This is a genomic window from Bathymodiolus japonicus methanotrophic gill symbiont (assembly GCF_019721995.1).
In the GTDB taxonomy this organism is placed as follows: Bacteria; Pseudomonadota; Gammaproteobacteria; order Methylococcales; family Methylomonadaceae; genus Methyloprofundus.
The window spans coordinates 18,266-34,021 of sequence record NZ_BLYC01000033.1 but is presented as its reverse complement, the minus strand read 5'-3'; the positions used below and the strand labels follow the sequence as shown (position 1 = coordinate 34,021).

The following is a 15,756-nucleotide window of genomic DNA, read 5'->3' as shown; positions in this document are numbered from 1 at the left end:
CGCTCACTTGAAAATCAAATGCGCCTGACTGCAATGAGCTATAATTTAATGCGCGTGTTTGAAGAGATTTCAAAAACACAAGAGCCAGAATTGATTCATCCATCGGATAAAAAATATAGCGAGGCTCTGGAGATAAGGCAGCAACAGGCCCAAAAACGAGATCGTTTTGTGAATCCATTATTTTTCCAGGCAAGAATATCTCGTATCAGCTCGTATACCATTCGAGCAGTTCAAAACGCAATAATAACAGGAATGTCTTTACAGTGCTTTATGAGCTCTCTTGTGGCGAGGTTAGTTTCACGGCCTCAATTGATAGGGGAACACTGATGATCTTTAGACACTAATATGACGTGCGTATCACTCGATGTTCAAGTTTTTCCATCCCATTGCCATCAAACTCTTACCTTCACCCAGCAGAACAATACTTTAATGATGCTGTTGGCTCTAAGCGCCCTAAATCTCTGCCAATCATATGTTTTCCTGATGGCATCAGTTGAAACACATCCTTTATTAATTCACCTAACTCTTTCAGCTTATCACCAGGATCTGGAAACTCTAGCAATGACGTGATGAACTCAAGCAGTACATCCATTTGAGACTTGCGCTGTAAGCTTCCTACGGTCGCTGAAAATCAGGGAAACGGAGCCTAAGCGAAGTGATGATTTTTAGTCCGCGATAGCCGTAGGGCCGTTATTTTGTCGGAGTCTGAGCGTTAGCGAAGGTGGAGACAAAATAAAAGGCCATCCGACACGGCGTCAAGTCATTTGGAGCCTATGTTCCGACCCCTTGTTGGGTCGGGACGAGGTGACGAGGACGAATCGGGGCCGCCGGAGGCATAAGTGGTCGCGTTAAGTTTTTGCTGCTTGCTTGGGCTGGGATGCCCAAAACAAGCTTTCGCAAAAATAGCGACTCCCCAAATACTCAGGTAGTTTGCTTTCAATGCGGGCTATTTGCTCTGGGTGAAGGAGAAGGCAATGGTCAAACAAAAGACTCAGAATCAGGCCACGGCTTGATCCCTCTTCATCTAATTGTTTGGCCTCACGCCCCCATCCTTCATAAAGCTTCCAGTCCTCAAAGAAAACCTCAATCAGCCATCTCAACGTATAGGCTTGAATAATATATTGTGTGCGCCAAGTCAGGTCTGTCGCCACTAAATAGCGATAGTCGTTTTCACCGTCATATTTTAAGGCAATGACAAAGCGTTTTTTACTGTGAGAACTCACCTTCAATCGTGCACTGCTGACAGTCACTTTAATCTCTTTGCCGCCACGTACACGTATTATCTGATCAATGCCTTTGTTAATCGAATTAAAGTAGCTCTCGACTGACCTTATTCTACCTCTATATTCAATATTTTGGTTTTTACGTAATTGGCTAATCACCTGCGAGCCTCCAGGTTCTTTAGCGGCTTCGTCCATAAAGGCTTTTTCACCATACAGCGCATCAAGCCAGTACGCCTTTAATTTTAATCAGGCTATGCGCAACTTTAAACTCTTTTAATAAGCCTAATGCAATCTCTGTTTTGGTCGGGTAGGCACTGTCACGTTCAGGCTTAATAGGCCGATATTTTTTTGCTATACCGCTCTTTTTCAACCGTTTATCTTCTTTATCCCACTGCTTTAAGGCTGGATCCGGCATATAAAAGAAAAAACCGACAGGCACTGTAATGGATGAGGTAACTAGCAGCAATAATACTATCGTTTGTCCATTAACATACCCGCCGGAGCCTTTGTGTTTCTGCTTGTAAACCTTATAAATATGTTTTGTAGACTTAGATCGTGCTCGGTCTGATTCATCAAAGGCCAACACACCTTCAGTAATGCCATAACGTTTTAAAACTAAGACCACACTCACCCGTAGCAAACAGTCCCAGGGTATACTTGCTTTACGAAATACCCAGGATAATGCGGCTACTTTGCAATCTCCCGCTGAAAATCAGGGAAACGGAGCCTAAGCGAAGTGATGATTTTTAGTCCGCGATAGCCGTAGGGCCGTTATTTTGTCGGAGTCTGAGCGTTAGCGAAGGTGGAGACAAAATAAAAGGCCATCCGACACGGCGTCAAGTCATTTGGAGCCTATGTTCCGACCCCTTGTTGGGTCGGGACGAGGTGACGAGGACGAATCGGGGCCGCCGGAGGCATAAGTGGTCGCGTTAAGTTTTTGCTGCTTGCTTGGGCTGGGATGCCCAAAACAAGCTTTCGCAAAAATAGCGACTCCCCAAAAGGCTTGCTCGCTCAAACTTAGCCCAGCAAACAGAGTTCATTAGCAGTATGCCCGTTAAACAAGTGCCCAACCAAGCGGCTTGAATCCGTGTCAAAGCGGCTCCGGGTTTTAGCTGATTGAGCGCATCATTTAAATCGTCAATATAGCTTTGGATAAAGGTGGCTGGGCATTCATTAACATGGGCTTGCACCGATAAAATTACAACAACCTCAGAATACCTGATTTTACCTTCTCAATATCAAAAACTTGAACATCGAGTTATAGCAAACCCCTACTTAATTCCCCTTAGGCAATAGCATTTGAAACGAATGAAAAGACTATTTTTTTCATATAGTTGTAGCATAGTTCTAATTTTACCATAAATAATTATTGGGAAGCTTCAGTTTAATGTGATTTTTATGCTTTCTGTAATTGCATAGTCAGTACATACTTGTTATTATCAGGGTTCTGATTTTTTAAGCATAACAATAACAAAGAGGGTTGTGATGAGCGAAGAAGCAAGTTTATATGATCAAATTGGTGGGGAAGCAGCAGTTGATGCAGCCGTTGAGCTGTTTTATCGAAAAGTGTTAGGCGATCACCGTATTAATCGTTTTTTTAGTAAAACTAATATGGAAGAGCAGATTGCTAAACAGAAAGCATTTTTTACCATGGCGTTTGGTGGACCGAATAATTACACCGGTGGTGATATGCGCAGCGTTCATGCACGTTTGGTAGAAATGGGTTTAGATAGTTCACATTTTGATGCGGTTATGGAGCACTTAGGTGCAACGCTAAAAGAATTAGGCGTACCTGATGATCTAATTGGACAAGCAGCAGCGATTGCAGAAAGCACGCGAAAGGATGTGCTTGGAAAATAAAGTTTTATGCCTTCCTAGAGTAAATTTAGGATGGCATTTTTCTTAAATGGCACTGAGTAATTGACCAGCGCCCTAGACGTTACATTCTTCTTGAATACCCCCCCCCATCCCTATAGGCTGAGATTGATATACTCACGCTGTCAGCCCCGGACGGGCTGATAGTCTCCAGAAGGCGCAGGGAAATTTGCCAATCCGAAGTGCGCGATAGCGCGCGAGGGAGGCTAAAATTTTATCCCGAATAGCCGTAGAGCCATTTGTGGTAGCCATGACTGAGCTGCTTTGTGCTCAGTCTGTGGCGGACGCAGGGCGGCTGGAGCATCTCCTATTCGCTGCGTAGGTGAACGAATTACGGCGACAGGAGTCCCGGAATTTCGTGAGGTAGCATGGCGCGCCTGAATCACACTTGGTTTTGCGCAATGCAATAGGATTCGCCATTATTTTCTAAAGCTTCAGTAATCATTTCATCACTAAGCAGGCTGGGATCTCTAGCGGGTTGATAGCTAGCAGGCTGGTCATCTGGTATATCTATTTTGATTAATAACTGACAATCCACCAGTTCTGATAGGATGGGTTGTAAAATGGAAATTGGCAGTTGATTGTGTATGCTCAGTTCTTCAGCAGAATAGGGAGATGCACCTGCTTGTTTGAAGCGATCAATAATCGAGTGCATAATTTGCTGGGCTAGCGTTACTTTAGATGCGAAGTTCAGGTTTTTAATATGCTGATTAAATTGATAAAAAGCAAGGTTCTGATGAAAAAAGGATATTTCTGAGCCTATCAATACAATAACCCAGGTAATCTGCAGCCATACCAGAAATAAGGGTAGTGCAGCAAAGCTACCATAAATCGCGTTATAACTGCTCACCCCAATTTGTAATGAGACATATAAAGACTGCACTATATAATAGATAGTCCCTGAGATAATGCCGGCAAATAAGCCAGAGCGGTAACTCACCGTAGTATTAGGCATAAAAATAAACACAAAGCTAAATAAGCCCCATAAAATGAGTATCGGCAAATAGCTGAGTAGCTTTAATGCAAGGATTGTGCCTGGTATTGCGATGGCATTGATAAGAGACGTTAACTGGGTTTGTACATATAGTTTCTCAGATAAATAATTTCCAAATTTGGAGCGCTTAAACTTAGGCGGTAACAACGAAATCTTCCCGCAATTTTTGCATAACACAAATCACTTTACTGGCATCATGCATATAAGTGTTAAAAGTTTGCACAACTGAATCATGAAGATCTTCAAAAGTTTTAAAATACTTCATATGAGTCGAATCGCGTTTCGTATTTTTCCATAATTTCTCAATCGGATTAAAATCCGGCGAGAACGCAGGGAGACGTTCTACTGTCAAACGATCTACATTAGCTAACTTAAATTCCTTAATAACACCGCTTCCATGATACGGGGCACCATCTTCAATTAGAATAATCTTGCCTTTATAATAAGCCAGCAATTGTGTTAAAAACTCAACATAGCTTTCACCATTAAAACGCCCAGATGTTTCAGCGTGTTGTAATATCATTGGCTTATAACTCTCGATTAAGACGTTGTCGGCAATAGAATATATCGCTTCCATAAAAAGCTTCTGTGTTGGATATTTCTCATTTTTTAAGCTTTTAAGAATAGCTAAAAATTCTTGAGGCAGCCCAGCTTCTTTTAAAAGTCTAAGTGACTTTGGTTTTATCTCATAAGCCAATGATTCTCGGTATTGAAAACTCCCTCCTTCGAGTTCGATCGTACCAAACATTTTCAACCCTTTTCGAATCCCTGATGTTTTCACTGTGGGTTGCTCTCCTATTGGAGCCCAGGTTCGTGCCAATGAACCCCACATAGCAAATGACACCTCATCACCGAATAAAACGACACTCTTTTCTTCTACCGCCTTTTCCATAATGGCAGGCAATGTTTCTTCCAGCCACGTTTTTCTTTCAAGCTCGTACTTTTCTTCTTCTTGGCGATCAGTCACAAAACGAGCTTTTTGATAACTGAAGCCCAGTTTTTTCATTAGGCTTGATAAATAGTTCAAGTTTTATAACGAACTTCAAGTTTTAACCAAATAAGCTCGGCAATCATCGCAGTATTCCATATTCCACAATGAAATCCATTGTCTTCTGGGCCTTTCTTTATCAACTCAACCAATCTATTTTTCTGGTCTTTAGTTAACTTTGACTTCCGACCACGTCCTTGATAGTGTTGCCCTATTAACCAACCGACACCTTTATGCATGAATGTTTTCAGCCAATTTATAATGGTTTTTTCACAGACTCACATTAGGCGTGCTATTTCTTTGATTCCCATGCATTCACTGAACCAGAGTAGAGCTTGAGTTAATCGATATAAACGAATATTACTTAGCTTGAGAGTTGTCGCCATATTTTTTTTTAGTCGGCCTACAATTGACTTTGAAAAAGTGAGGGATACCATTTTTGACTGTTTCCGTTAGTGTTGGGACGAAAATTATAAGCCAGTTTCCCCTCTGTCGTTTTTGTTTGTTCGGAAATTAATTTTCTGAAAGTCTATAGATACTGATACTGCTGGCTGCAATCATCAATAGTGGAGCGAGTAACATGACCGAGAGATAATCACTTAGCTTGCGTGCCAGAGTCCGTGATTTTGTCACTCGCCAGATATGATTAAATGACTCTTCGATATTGCTAATGACTTTTAGCACGGTCCAAAAAAGAATTGCAACGCCAACGCCAACGCCAACGCCGGCAACGACACCACCTTTAGTGGAGTCTAACAGGTGCTTTGCCATCTCAAATAATTTTTCGATAAGGGCGCTTTGTTCGGATGATTGTTCTAGCAGTCGCTGTTCTAAAAGTGCTTCAAAGCCAAAGCCCTTGGCGATACCAAATAACATGGCAATAACAGGTACTATAGATAAAAGCGAATAAAGTGTGAGTGCCGATGCTCTCAAGGCGCCATTATCTTTAATAAAAGCCTTGATGGAGAGCGTGAATATTTTTAGCAAACGTATGAGGTATGCTTTTAGTTGTCGCTCTTCGGTTTCTGTTTGTTGTAACCACAGCCCTATACGAAAATAGTCCATTATTTGTTGCAGCATAATCAGTCACCTTGAATAAAGAATAGCTTCAGGGGAAATAGTTCCTAAGCAAGACATATTTATTCTAGTACAGCATCTCTTAAATTCAACTATTAATATTTGATACAAAATAGGGAGGCACTAGTCGCAAGCTAGATTAAACTGATAGGCTGAGTGTAGTGGGTTATTCTGAGGGCTAGGGGGAGGGAGAGAAGGTGTGAATGGATCTGCTGTGGCTAATCAGGTTAGTTGGGAGAGTCACTTGTCACCTTGCGTGCCTATGCCCAACTTACGGTGTTTACTCTTCTTCTACAGTCGATCTTTCTATGCCTGAATAAACCGGGCAAAATCCAGTGTAACCAGTAGCAACCAGTATCAGGCCGATTAATAGTAAAGGCACAGAAGCTATAAATAGGGAAACAAACAATAAAGCGGCACCTGAATAGATGCGCATTTTTTTTTCTTTTGTGCCGACGTTAATTTCAAATTTTAGCATGCGTTTAAAATCAAAGTTCATGGTTTTTCCTTTTTTATTCTAATTTATAATAAGAGGACAGATAGTCAGTGTTTAACAATAGTAAACTGAAGTTTCCCAATTATTGAGTAGCTGAAAGACACAATGCTGGTGTATCGAGGTTTATTTTAGGTGGTTTTGCCATGTTTATAGCAAACCCCTACTTAATTCCCCTTAGGCAATAGCATTTGAAATGAATGAAAAGACTGTTTTTTTCATATAGTTGTAGCATAGTTTCAATTTTACCATAAATAATTATTGGGAAACTTCAGATAGTAAATATACAGGCCTAATAAAAATGTGCAAGCTCAGGATGAAAATAACCGGTAAAACCAACGCATTTTTAATTCCTGAATTCAAGTCATAAGTACATAACCCAATAAATTTTTCATATCTATCCCAGTCAGCTCTTCAAATACCTCATAAGGTGTTTTGTAATTGAGACACTTTTTAGGGCGACTATTTAGCTTATCAACGGCTATAAAAACCTCTTTTATCGTAACATCAATCAAATCCATTACTTTAGGGAAATACTGTCTTAATAAGCCATTAGCATTCTCATTTTGCCCTCTTTCCCAAGAGCTGTATGGAGTCGAAAAATACGTATCACAACCTAGTGCTTCTGCTATTTTTTCATGCAGGGTAAACTCTTTCCCGTTATAAAAAGTAATTGTTTTAACAAAGCTTTTTATAGGATCAAGCATTAAAATAGTTGCGTCTAATACATATTGAGCCTTTTTCCCCGCTAAAGGGAAGGCCAACCGTAATTTAGAGACTCGCTCATCCAACGTTACAATCGCCCCTTTGTGATTTTTCCCAATGATTGTATCTGCCTCCCAATCACCTATACGCTTACGGTTGTTGACCTCTTCAGGACGCTCATCTATATCGACTCTATTAGGGATTCCTGTCCTATTATGGGCTGACCCATACCGCTTGCGATAGGTTTTGTTCTGATGCCGAAGATGCTTGTATAGTTCACCCCCTGCCTTTTTGTCCGCCAGAATATGCTGGTAGATTGTTTCATGATGAAGACTAATTATACCTTCTTGTTTTAACCGCCCTGCAATCTGCTCAGGACTCCAGTCATCCTCAATGCGAACATTAACAATGCCTTTTATTTCATCCGTTAATTTAACCTCTTTAGGCTTGTTTTTGTGTCGTTCTTGGGCAAAATCTTCTGCTTGTTTATGCCTGTAGCCTCTTTGACCTGTATTGCGTTTAATCTCGCGTGAAATATTGCTTTGGCTTCGTTCTAAGGCTTCTGCTATTTTATTCTGTGAAGTTCCCTTTTTTAATTCAATTTCTATATAATATCTTTCTTCAGGACATAGGTGTGTATAGCTCATTTGTAGCCTCTGTAAATTGTTTGGTAGCTGTTTACTTTACACCTATGTCTTGTCTTAATTCAACAGGTGTTAGTCTAGCCAATACTTGCAGGGGGTTATGCACTTATTATACGAATTCAGGATTCATTATTTTGATCAGGTATAATGTTTGATTTTTTATCGCCTTATTGAATGCTGTAGAGCGTGGCTTTAGTCCGCTGGTAAAACAGTTTAGAAAGGCGCACTAAAGTCACGCTCTACCGTGTACTTATAGTAAATGCCAAATAGGTTAAGTAATGGATGTAACGGCAATTATTGATTCTCTAAATGATGCGCAGCGTGAAGCAGTCTCAGCACCCACTCGGTCTATGCTGGTACTGGCGGGTGCGGGTAGTGGTAAGACGCGTGTGCTGGTGCATCGTATAGCCTGGTTAATTAAGATAGAGCATATTTCACCTCATAATATCCTGGCGGTTACCTTTACTAATAAAGCGGCTAAAGAAATGCGTAGCCGTGTTGAAGATCTGTTAAATATTTCAGCGCGTTCCATGTGGATTGGTACTTTTCACGGCCTGGCACATCGCTTATTACGCCAGCATAATAAGGAAGCAAAATTACCAGATACCTTCCAGGTAATCGATTCAGATGATCAATTACGCTTAATTAAGCGCTTGATGAAGGCGATGAATATAGATGATAACCGCTGGCCACCTAAGCAGGTGGTGTGGTATATCAATGCGCAAAAAGATGAAGGCATACGCGCTAAACATATACAGGAAACGGGCGATTTATATCAGCAGCAATTGTTGGTTATTTATCGCACCTACGAAGATCTATGTCAGCGCTCGGGGTTGGTGGATTTTGCAGAGTTACTGTTACGAGCGCATGAAACCTTACGTGATAATGCCGAATTATTAGCTTTCTATCGGGCGCGTTTTAAGCATGTGCATGTGGACGAATTTCAGGATACCAATACCGTGCAATATGCCTGGTTACGTTTATTAACCGAAGGGCAGGACAATTTGTTTGTCGTGGGGGATGATGATCAGTCAATTTACGGCTGGCGTGGGGCGAAAATTGAGAATATGTTTAATTTTCAACAGCATTATCCTAATCATCTATTGATTAGACTCGAGCAAAATTATCGTTCTACTGGAAATATTCTTAAAGCGTCTAATGCGCTAATTGCATGCAATGATGGGCGTATGGGGAAAGAACTTAGAACCGATGGCGGTGATGGTGATTTAATCTCGCTGTATTCTGCTTTTAATGAGCAGGATGAAGCCTACTTTGTCGTAGAGCGGATACGTAAATGGGTTGCAGAAGGAAATTTACGCTCGGATATTGCTATTCTGTATCGGTCCAATGCCCAGTCGCGCCAGTTTGAAGAGAAGTTGATGGCGACCGGTACGCCGTATCGAGTTTACGGTGGGTTGCGCTTCTTTGATCGTATGGAAATCAAAAATGCCTTGGCGTACCTGTTTCTTATGTTGCATAAAGATAATGATTCAGCGTTTGAGCGCATTATTAATACGCCAACGCGTGGGGTTGGAGCAAAAACCCTGGATGATATACGCCAGCTAGCTAGGTCTAAACAAATAAGTTTATGGCAGGCAATGATTGAGTTGCTTAAGGCGGGGCACTTTACTCCGCGTGCGGAAAATGCGCTTAAAGGCTTTGTGCAGTTAATTAACAGTCTGGGGGAGCAGGCGGAAGATCAGGAGTTATATGAGCAGGTCAAATATGCGATCGAAAAAAGCGGTCTAATTGAATTCCATAAGAAAGAAAAAGGAGATAAGGGTGAGGCGCGGGTAGAAAATCTGGAAGAACTAGTTAACGCAGCGCGGCAATTTGAATTTGACGAAGATAATGAAGAAAACTTTTCAGAGCTGGATTTGTTTTTAGCGCATGCCGCTTTAGAGTCAGGCGATGCACAAGCAGATGACTTTGAGGATTGTGTACAGTTAATGACCTTGCATTCGGCAAAAGGCTTGGAGTTCCCTCTAGTATTTATGGTGGGCCTAGAAGAAGGTTTATTTCCTTCGCAGCAGTCAGTCGATGATATAGCCCGATTAGAAGAGGAGCGCCGCTTGTGTTATGTAGGCATGACTCGTGCGATGAAGTTATTATATATAAGTTATGCGGAGTCCAGACGTTTATATGGTAAGGAAAATCATCCTAGACCTTCGCGCTTTTTAAAAGAAATTCCTGCTGAACAGATGCAGGAAATACGGCTGCGTGCCAGTGTCAGCAAGCCTGTATCAACAAATACTAAAGCAAAGGTAATACTTGGAACCAGTGGGCGTTATCAATTAGGGCAGCGGGTAAGGCATGAGAAATTTGGTGAGGGGGTGGTGTTGCAAGTCGATGGTGAAGGTAGTCAGGAGCGAGTGCAAATTAATTTTGCCAATGTGGGTATGAAGTGGTTGATGCTGTCTTATGCCAAGTTAGAGGTTGTATAACTCGATGTTCAAGTTTTTCCATCCCATTGCCATCAAACTCTTACCTTCACCCAGCAGAACAATACTTTAATGATGCTGTTGGCCCTAAGCGGCCTAAATCTCTGCCAATCATATGTTTTCCTGATGGCATCAGTTGAAACACATCCTTTATTAATTCACCTAACTCTTTCAGCTTATCACCAGGATCTGGAAACTCTAGCAATGACGTGATGAACTCAAGCAGTACATCCATTTGAGACTTGCGCTGTAAGCTTCCTACGGTATACGCAGGTAGTTTGCTTTCAATGCGGGCTATTTGCTCTGGGTGAAGGAGAAGGCAATGGTCAAACAAAAGACTCAGAACCAGGCCACGGCTTGATCCCTCTTCATCTAATTGTTTGGCCTCACGCCCCCATCCTTCATAAAGCTTCCAGTCCTCAAAGAAAACCTCAATCAGCCATCTCAACGTATAGGCTTGAATAATATCTTGTGTGCGCCAAGTCAGGTCTGTCGCCACTAAATAGCGATAGTCGTTTTCACCGTCATATTTTAAGGCAATGACAAAGCGCTTTTTACTGTGAGAACTCACCTTTAATCGTGCACTGCTGACAGTCACTCGCTGAAAATCATGGAAACGGAGCTTAGCGAAGTGGTGATTTTTAGTCCCTGATAGGCGACAGGGCAATTCGCTGATTCGACGTGTGCTAGCAGCACGCGAGAGGAGCAAGAATTGCATTCCGAATAGCCGTCCAGCCAGTGAGGTAGTAATGACGAAGCGGCTTTTGTGCGTAGTCGTTGCGGACGCAGGGCGTTCAGGGCATCTCCCATCCGCTGCGTAGGTGAACGAATTATGGCGACAGGAGTCCCGGAATTTCGTGAGGTAGCATGGCGCGCCTGTTAAACTCTTTTAATAAGCCTAATGCAATCTCTGTTTTGGTCGGGTAGGCACTGTCACGTTCAGGCTTAATAGGCCGATCTTTTTTTGCTATACCGCTCTTTTTCAACCGTTTATCTTCTTTATCCCACTGCTTTAAGGCTGGATCCGGCATATAAAAGAAAAAACCGACAGGCACTGTAATGGATGAGGTAACTAGCAGCAATAATACTATCGTTTGTCCATTAACATACCCGCCGGAGCCTTTGTGTTTCTGCTTGTAAACCTTATAAATACGTTTTGTAGACTTAGATCGTGCTCGGTCTGATTCATCAAAGGCCAACACACCTTCAGTAATGCCATAACGTTTTAAAATTAAGACCACACTCACCTGTAGCAACCAGTCCCAGGGTATACTTGCTTTACGAAACACCCAGGATAATGCGGCTACTTTGCAATCTCCAAGGCTTGCTCGCTCAAACTTAGCCCAGCAAACAGAGTTCATTAGCAGTATGCACGTTAAACAAGTGCCCAACCAAGCGGCTTGAATCCGTGTCAAAGCGGCTCCGGGTTTTAGCTGATTGAGCGCATCATTTAAATCGTCAATATAGCTTTGGATAAAGGTGGCTGGGGCATTCATTAACATGGGATTACGCCGATAAAATTACAACAACCTCAGAATACCTGATTTTACCTTCTCAATATCAAAAATTTGAACATCGAGTATAAGGTATTTAAAATATACGTTCGTTAATTTTCAAAGGATGTATATGTGGATGTATCCTGAATTCAGGTATTCACAATATCTATTTATATATGTATTTTCTAAATTTGTCTTCAGTAGCTGTATGTTCTTCATGCTAAAAAATAAGTTTTTATCGAGTTTTGCTGAAGAACTCTGATTGAGCAAGGCTGTCTTTTATGGGATAATATTGGGGTTTTTCGTATTGAAGTGCCTCTTGTTTTCGGTGAGCTAGAAAATTAAGGGGGGTTAACCTCAACTTGTCTGGACAACAGGCTTATTTACTATGCAATTTACTATAAAAGAAAGTTTGGATCTTCCGATTACCGGGACGCCCAAACAGGCCATTGAAGAGGGTAATCAGGTTTCATCTGTTGCCATCTTGGGGATGGATTATGTGGGCATGAAGCCTAAAATGCTGGTTGCTGAGGGTGATAAAGTAACATTAGGTCAGGCTCTTTTTGAAGATAAAAAGAATCCTGGCGTTATTTTTACCGCACCTGGCGCAGGTACAGTAAAAACCATCCATCGTGGAGAGAAACGGGTTCTACAATCCGTTGTAATTGAATTAAAGGGAAAATTACAGGAGTCGTTTCAGAAGTATCCAGCTCAGGAAATCCCGAATCTAACAGCTGAACAGATTACCGCAAACCTTGTTGCTTCTGGACTCTGGACAATGCTTAGAGCACGTCCTTACGGCAAGATTCCTGCACCTAATAGCACGCCTAGTTCTATCTTTGTTACTGCAATTGATACTCGTCCACTCGCGGCAGACCCAGCTGTAATTATTAATGAGCGTAGTGACGATTTTATCAATGGTTTGACAGCAATTGCTAAATTAAGCGGAGGCAAAACCTGTCTTTGCAAAGCAACGGGAGCGGATATTCCGGATGGCGCTATTGCGACTGTTGAAGTTGCTGAGTTTTCTGGTGCGCACCCCGCAGGCTTACCGAGTACACATATCCATTTCATCGATCCGGTGAATGTTGATAAATCGGTATGGTATCTGGATTATCAAGCTGTTATTGCTATTGGTGCATTATTTACTACCGGTAAACTCAATGTTGAACGTGTTATTTCCCTGGCAGGTCCTGCAGTAAAAGAGCCGCGCTTGATCCGTACCCGCCTGGGTGCTAATACGGATGATTTAGTACAGGGCCAGTTAAATGATGGTGAAAATAGGGTTATTTCCGGTTCTGTTTTATACGGTCGTGAAGCCACTGGATGGGCTGCATTTCTAGGTTGTTACAGCAATCAGGTTTCAGCATTACGCGAAGGCCGTGAACGTGAATTATTTGGCTGGATAGTCGCAGGTAAAGATAAGTATTCTGCAATGAATGTTTATACTTCGAGTAAAGATCGTGCTTCAGGACGATTGTTTCCATTAACGACCGATAAAAACGGCTCGAATAGAGCGATTGTACCGGTGGGTGTTTTTGAATCAGTCATGCCTATGGATATATTAGCCACGCCTTTATTAAAAGCGATGGTGGTTGGCGATACAGATCAGGCACAACTATTAGGTTGTCTGGAGCTAGATGAGGAAGATGTTTCTTTGTTTACCTTCGTTGATCCGGGCAAACATGATTTTGCGCCTGTGTTACGGGCTAACTTAACTAAAATCGAGAAGGAAGGCTAATGAATGCTAGATCTTTATTAGATAGTATTGAGCCGGTCTTTACCAAAGGCGGCAAGCTGGAGAGGTATTACGGTCTCTATGAGATGGTCGATACTTTTATTTATACCCCTGCAGATGTCACGCGTGGCACGACACATGTACGCGATGGTAATGACCTGAAGCGTACTATGACGTTTGTGGTTATCGCAACCTTCTTTGCCGTGTTAATGGCAATGTATAACTCAGGTTATCAGGCTAATTTGGCGATAGAAGCAATGGGCTTAAGCGAGACTACCAACTGGCGTAGTATTCCTATGTCATTGTTTGGTTACAGTCCAATGAACCCTATTTCCAATTTTGTTCACGGCGCTTTGTTTTTCCTACCTATCTACCTGATTACATTAGCAGTGGGTGGTGTATGGGAAGTGTTATTTGCCACGGTTCGTGGACATGAGGTGAATGAGGGTTTCCTTGTTTCTTCGATGTTATATACCTTAATTTTACCTCCAGATATGCCTTTATGGCAGGTTGCTTTAGGTATTTCATTCGGTATTGTGATCGGTAAAGAAGTCTTTGGTGGTACCGGTAAGAACTTTTTAAACCCTGCTCTAACCGGACGTGCATTTTTATTCTTTGCTTATCCCGCTGCAATTTCAGGTGATACTGCCTGGGTTGGTGTGGATGGCTATACCATGGCAACGCCTCTGGGTATCGCTGCACAAGGTGGAATTGATGCGGTTAATGCGGCAGGATATGGCTGGTTTCAGAGTTTTATGGGCTTTATACCGGGTTCTATCGGTGAAACATCGACGCTTGCAATTCTAATTGGTGCGGCATTCCTGCTCTATACACGTATTGCGTCATACCGTATTATGGGCGGCGTACTAGGAGGAATGGTCGCGACTTCATTATTGTTTAACATTATTGGTAGTGATACCAATCCAATGTTTGCCATGCCTTTTTACTGGCATTTAACCTTAGGTGGTTTTGCCTTTGGAATGGTATATATGGCAACCGACCCAGTCTCAGCAGCATCTACTAATACTGGCCGCTGGATATTTGGAGCCTTAATTGGTGTGATGGTTGTATTAGTGCGAGTAGTAAACCCTGCCTTCCCGGAAGGCATGATGTTATCTATTTTATTCGCTAATATGTTTGCGCCTGTGATTGATTATTTTGTCGTTCAGGAAAATATTAATAGAAGGATAAAACGTCATGCCTAACGAAAATAAACTATGTAAGTATTTAGGGCCGCTTTGTGAAAATCTGGACAATTGCGAGCATTATCAGAAATTAAAAAAGTACTGGGAAAAAGTTCTAAGCTTAAGTAATGATAGTTTGCAAAAGACTGTTTCAGTTGCTTTGGCACTAAGTTTTGTTTGTGCGATTCTGGTTTCATTCGCAGCGGTTGCATTAAGACCACTGCAAATTGAAAACAAAGCGATGGATATGAAGAAGAATATTCTCGATGTCGCAGGTCTTTTGCAAGAGGACACTGATATACACACGGCTTTTGCGCAGCAAATTGAAGCTAAATTAGTGGATGTTGCTACGGGTGATTATGTTGAGGGTGATGTGGTTGCCTACGATCAACGTAAAGCTGCAAAAGATCCTGAGCTAAGTGTTGCTTTAACACCTAATCAGGACATTGCCAGCATTAAAAAACGTGCAAAAATTGCTAAAGTCTACCTAGTTAAAGACGGTGAAACCATTAAGTCTATTATCCTGCCTGTGCATGGTTATGGTTTATGGTCAACTATGTACGGCTTTCTTGCCCTAGATGCCGATGGCGAGACAGTACAGAGCATTAACTTTTATGACCAGGCTGAAACTCCAGGACTGGGTGGCGAGGTAGTCAATCCTAACTGGCGTGCATTATGGCAAGGTAAAAAACTCTATGATGGATCTGGGCAGGTTGCTTTAGGTTTAGCCAAAGGCGTGGTTGATACATCTAAACCAGGTGCTGAATATAAGGTTGATGGTTTGGCGGGTGCGACACTTACTAGTGTCGGTGTTACTAATCTTGTTAAATACTGGATGGGTCGGGAAGGTTTTAAGGCTTATCTGGATAAAGTAAAAACTAAGGGCTAGGAGGTTATT

General features: G+C 42.0%; 23 protein-coding genes. 6 read left to right on the top strand and 17 right to left on the bottom strand.

The window, feature by feature from the left end:
* Positions 1–327: hypothetical protein (locus tag K6984_RS23965; RefSeq protein WP_221897731.1), on the top strand; the 327-nt coding region annotated here is incomplete at its 5' end.
* 79 nt (positions 328–406) lie between these two features.
* Here the strand turns inward: K6984_RS23965 and K6984_RS23960 are convergent.
* The 6 genes from K6984_RS23960 to K6984_RS23945 all read right to left on the bottom strand — a co-directional run bounded on the left by K6984_RS23960 (position 407) and on the right by K6984_RS23945 (position 2,413).
* On the bottom strand, positions 407–592 hold the full coding sequence (locus K6984_RS23960) for a hypothetical protein (protein ID WP_147773189.1): 186 nt from the start codon (positions 590–592) through the stop codon (positions 407–409).
* 179 nt (positions 593–771) lie between these two features.
* Positions 772–900, bottom strand: a complete 129-nt coding sequence (locus tag K6984_RS34760) for a hypothetical protein (protein WP_263458596.1) — start codon at positions 898–900, stop codon at positions 772–774.
* Complete coding sequence (locus tag K6984_RS23955; RefSeq protein WP_221897730.1) at positions 849–1,418, bottom strand: hypothetical protein; 570 nt, start codon at positions 1,416–1,418, stop codon at positions 849–851. The genes K6984_RS34760 and K6984_RS23955 overlap by 52 nt, the downstream gene beginning before the upstream one ends.
* A gap of 25 nt (positions 1,419–1,443) precedes the next feature.
* Entirely contained in the window at positions 1,444–1,854 is a 411-nt protein-coding gene (locus tag K6984_RS23950) for a hypothetical protein (protein ID WP_230988274.1), read from the bottom strand.
* 221 nt (positions 1,855–2,075) lie between these two features.
* Positions 2,076–2,204, bottom strand: a complete 129-nt coding sequence (locus tag K6984_RS34755; RefSeq protein ID WP_263458596.1) for a hypothetical protein — start codon at positions 2,202–2,204, stop codon at positions 2,076–2,078.
* The gene (locus tag K6984_RS23945; RefSeq protein ID WP_221897729.1) at positions 2,153–2,413 is read right to left on the bottom strand and encodes a hypothetical protein; all 261 of its coding nucleotides are present in this window, start codon (positions 2,411–2,413) and stop codon (positions 2,153–2,155) included. The genes K6984_RS34755 and K6984_RS23945 overlap by 52 nt, the downstream gene beginning before the upstream one ends.
* A gap of 295 nt (positions 2,414–2,708) precedes the next feature.
* Between K6984_RS23945 and K6984_RS23940 the strand changes: the two genes are divergently transcribed.
* Positions 2,709–3,083 carry a group I truncated hemoglobin gene (locus K6984_RS23940; RefSeq protein WP_221897728.1) on the top strand — a complete coding sequence of 125 codons (375 nt, stop codon included), beginning with the start codon at positions 2,709–2,711 and terminating at the stop codon, positions 3,081–3,083.
* A 132-nt stretch (positions 3,084–3,215) separates the two neighbouring features.
* Here the strand turns inward: K6984_RS23940 and K6984_RS34750 are convergent, their stop codons facing one another.
* The 8 genes from K6984_RS34750 to K6984_RS23905 form a co-directional block, all read right to left on the bottom strand.
* Positions 3,216–3,350 carry a hypothetical protein gene (locus K6984_RS34750; protein WP_263458593.1) on the bottom strand — a complete coding sequence of 45 codons (135 nt, stop codon included), beginning with the start codon at positions 3,348–3,350 and terminating at the stop codon, positions 3,216–3,218.
* 130 nt (positions 3,351–3,480) lie between these two features.
* The gene (locus tag K6984_RS23935; protein ID WP_221897727.1) at positions 3,481–4,239 is read right to left on the bottom strand and encodes a YihY/virulence factor BrkB family protein; all 759 of its coding nucleotides are present in this window, start codon (positions 4,237–4,239) and stop codon (positions 3,481–3,483) included.
* A complete protein-coding gene (locus tag K6984_RS23930) occupies positions 4,226–5,098 on the bottom strand; it encodes a transposase (protein WP_221895925.1) in 873 nt (290 codons plus the stop codon). Before K6984_RS23930 ends, K6984_RS23935 begins: the two co-directional genes overlap by 14 nt.
* A gap of 17 nt (positions 5,099–5,115) precedes the next feature.
* Positions 5,116–5,319 (bottom strand): helix-turn-helix domain-containing protein, encoded by a 204-nt coding sequence (locus K6984_RS23925; RefSeq protein WP_221897726.1) that lies wholly within the window; start codon positions 5,317–5,319, stop codon positions 5,116–5,118.
* Positions 5,320–5,358: 39 nt separating this feature from the next.
* Positions 5,359–5,517 carry a hypothetical protein gene (locus K6984_RS23920; RefSeq protein ID WP_221897725.1) on the bottom strand — a complete coding sequence of 53 codons (159 nt, stop codon included), beginning with the start codon at positions 5,515–5,517 and terminating at the stop codon, positions 5,359–5,361.
* Positions 5,518–5,593: 76 nt separating this feature from the next.
* Entirely contained in the window at positions 5,594–6,160 is a 567-nt protein-coding gene (locus K6984_RS23915; RefSeq protein WP_230988273.1) for a YihY/virulence factor BrkB family protein, read from the bottom strand.
* A gap of 277 nt (positions 6,161–6,437) precedes the next feature.
* Complete coding sequence (locus tag K6984_RS23910; RefSeq protein WP_221897724.1) at positions 6,438–6,656, bottom strand: YgaP family membrane protein; 219 nt, start codon at positions 6,654–6,656, stop codon at positions 6,438–6,440.
* Between the two features lie 353 nt (positions 6,657–7,009).
* Positions 7,010–8,002: an IS30 family transposase gene (locus tag K6984_RS23905; protein WP_221897723.1), complete on the bottom strand. Its 993-nt coding sequence runs from the start codon at positions 8,000–8,002 to the stop codon at positions 7,010–7,012.
* A 275-nt stretch (positions 8,003–8,277) separates the two neighbouring features.
* Between K6984_RS23905 and uvrD the strand changes: the two genes are divergently transcribed.
* Positions 8,278–10,443: a DNA helicase II gene (uvrD, locus tag K6984_RS23900; protein WP_221897722.1), complete on the top strand. Its 2,166-nt coding sequence runs from the start codon at positions 8,278–8,280 to the stop codon at positions 10,441–10,443.
* 46 nt (positions 10,444–10,489) lie between these two features.
* On the opposite strand, the gene K6984_RS23895 is transcribed toward uvrD, so the two are convergent.
* From K6984_RS23895 to K6984_RS23885, 3 genes are read right to left on the bottom strand one after another with little or no spacing between them, the layout of a single operon-like run.
* The gene (locus K6984_RS23895; protein WP_221897721.1) at positions 10,490–11,107 is read right to left on the bottom strand and encodes a hypothetical protein; all 618 of its coding nucleotides are present in this window, start codon (positions 11,105–11,107) and stop codon (positions 10,490–10,492) included.
* Entirely contained in the window at positions 11,035–11,250 is a 216-nt protein-coding gene (locus K6984_RS23890) for a hypothetical protein (RefSeq protein WP_147636564.1), read from the bottom strand. Before K6984_RS23890 ends, K6984_RS23895 begins: the two co-directional genes overlap by 73 nt.
* 20 nt (positions 11,251–11,270) lie before the next feature.
* Positions 11,271–11,942 carry a transposase gene (locus tag K6984_RS23885; RefSeq protein ID WP_221897720.1) on the bottom strand — a complete coding sequence of 224 codons (672 nt, stop codon included), beginning with the start codon at positions 11,940–11,942 and terminating at the stop codon, positions 11,271–11,273.
* 382 nt (positions 11,943–12,324) lie between these two features.
* Between K6984_RS23885 and K6984_RS23880 the strand changes: the two genes are divergently transcribed.
* Genes K6984_RS23880 through K6984_RS23870 form a run of 3 tightly spaced genes read left to right on the top strand, consistent with a single transcriptional unit; the run spans position 12,325 to position 15,747 of the window.
* Positions 12,325–13,677 carry a Na(+)-translocating NADH-quinone reductase subunit A gene (locus tag K6984_RS23880; RefSeq protein WP_221897719.1) on the top strand — a complete coding sequence of 451 codons (1,353 nt, stop codon included), beginning with the start codon at positions 12,325–12,327 and terminating at the stop codon, positions 13,675–13,677.
* Positions 13,677–14,879, top strand: a complete 1,203-nt coding sequence (locus K6984_RS23875; protein WP_221897718.1) for an NADH:ubiquinone reductase (Na(+)-transporting) subunit B — start codon at positions 13,677–13,679, stop codon at positions 14,877–14,879. The genes K6984_RS23880 and K6984_RS23875 overlap by 1 nt, the downstream gene beginning before the upstream one ends.
* Positions 14,872–15,747, top strand: a complete 876-nt coding sequence (locus K6984_RS23870; protein ID WP_221897717.1) for a Na(+)-translocating NADH-quinone reductase subunit C — start codon at positions 14,872–14,874, stop codon at positions 15,745–15,747. The genes K6984_RS23875 and K6984_RS23870 overlap by 8 nt, the downstream gene beginning before the upstream one ends.
* Positions 15,748–15,756 lie beyond the last annotated feature (9 nt).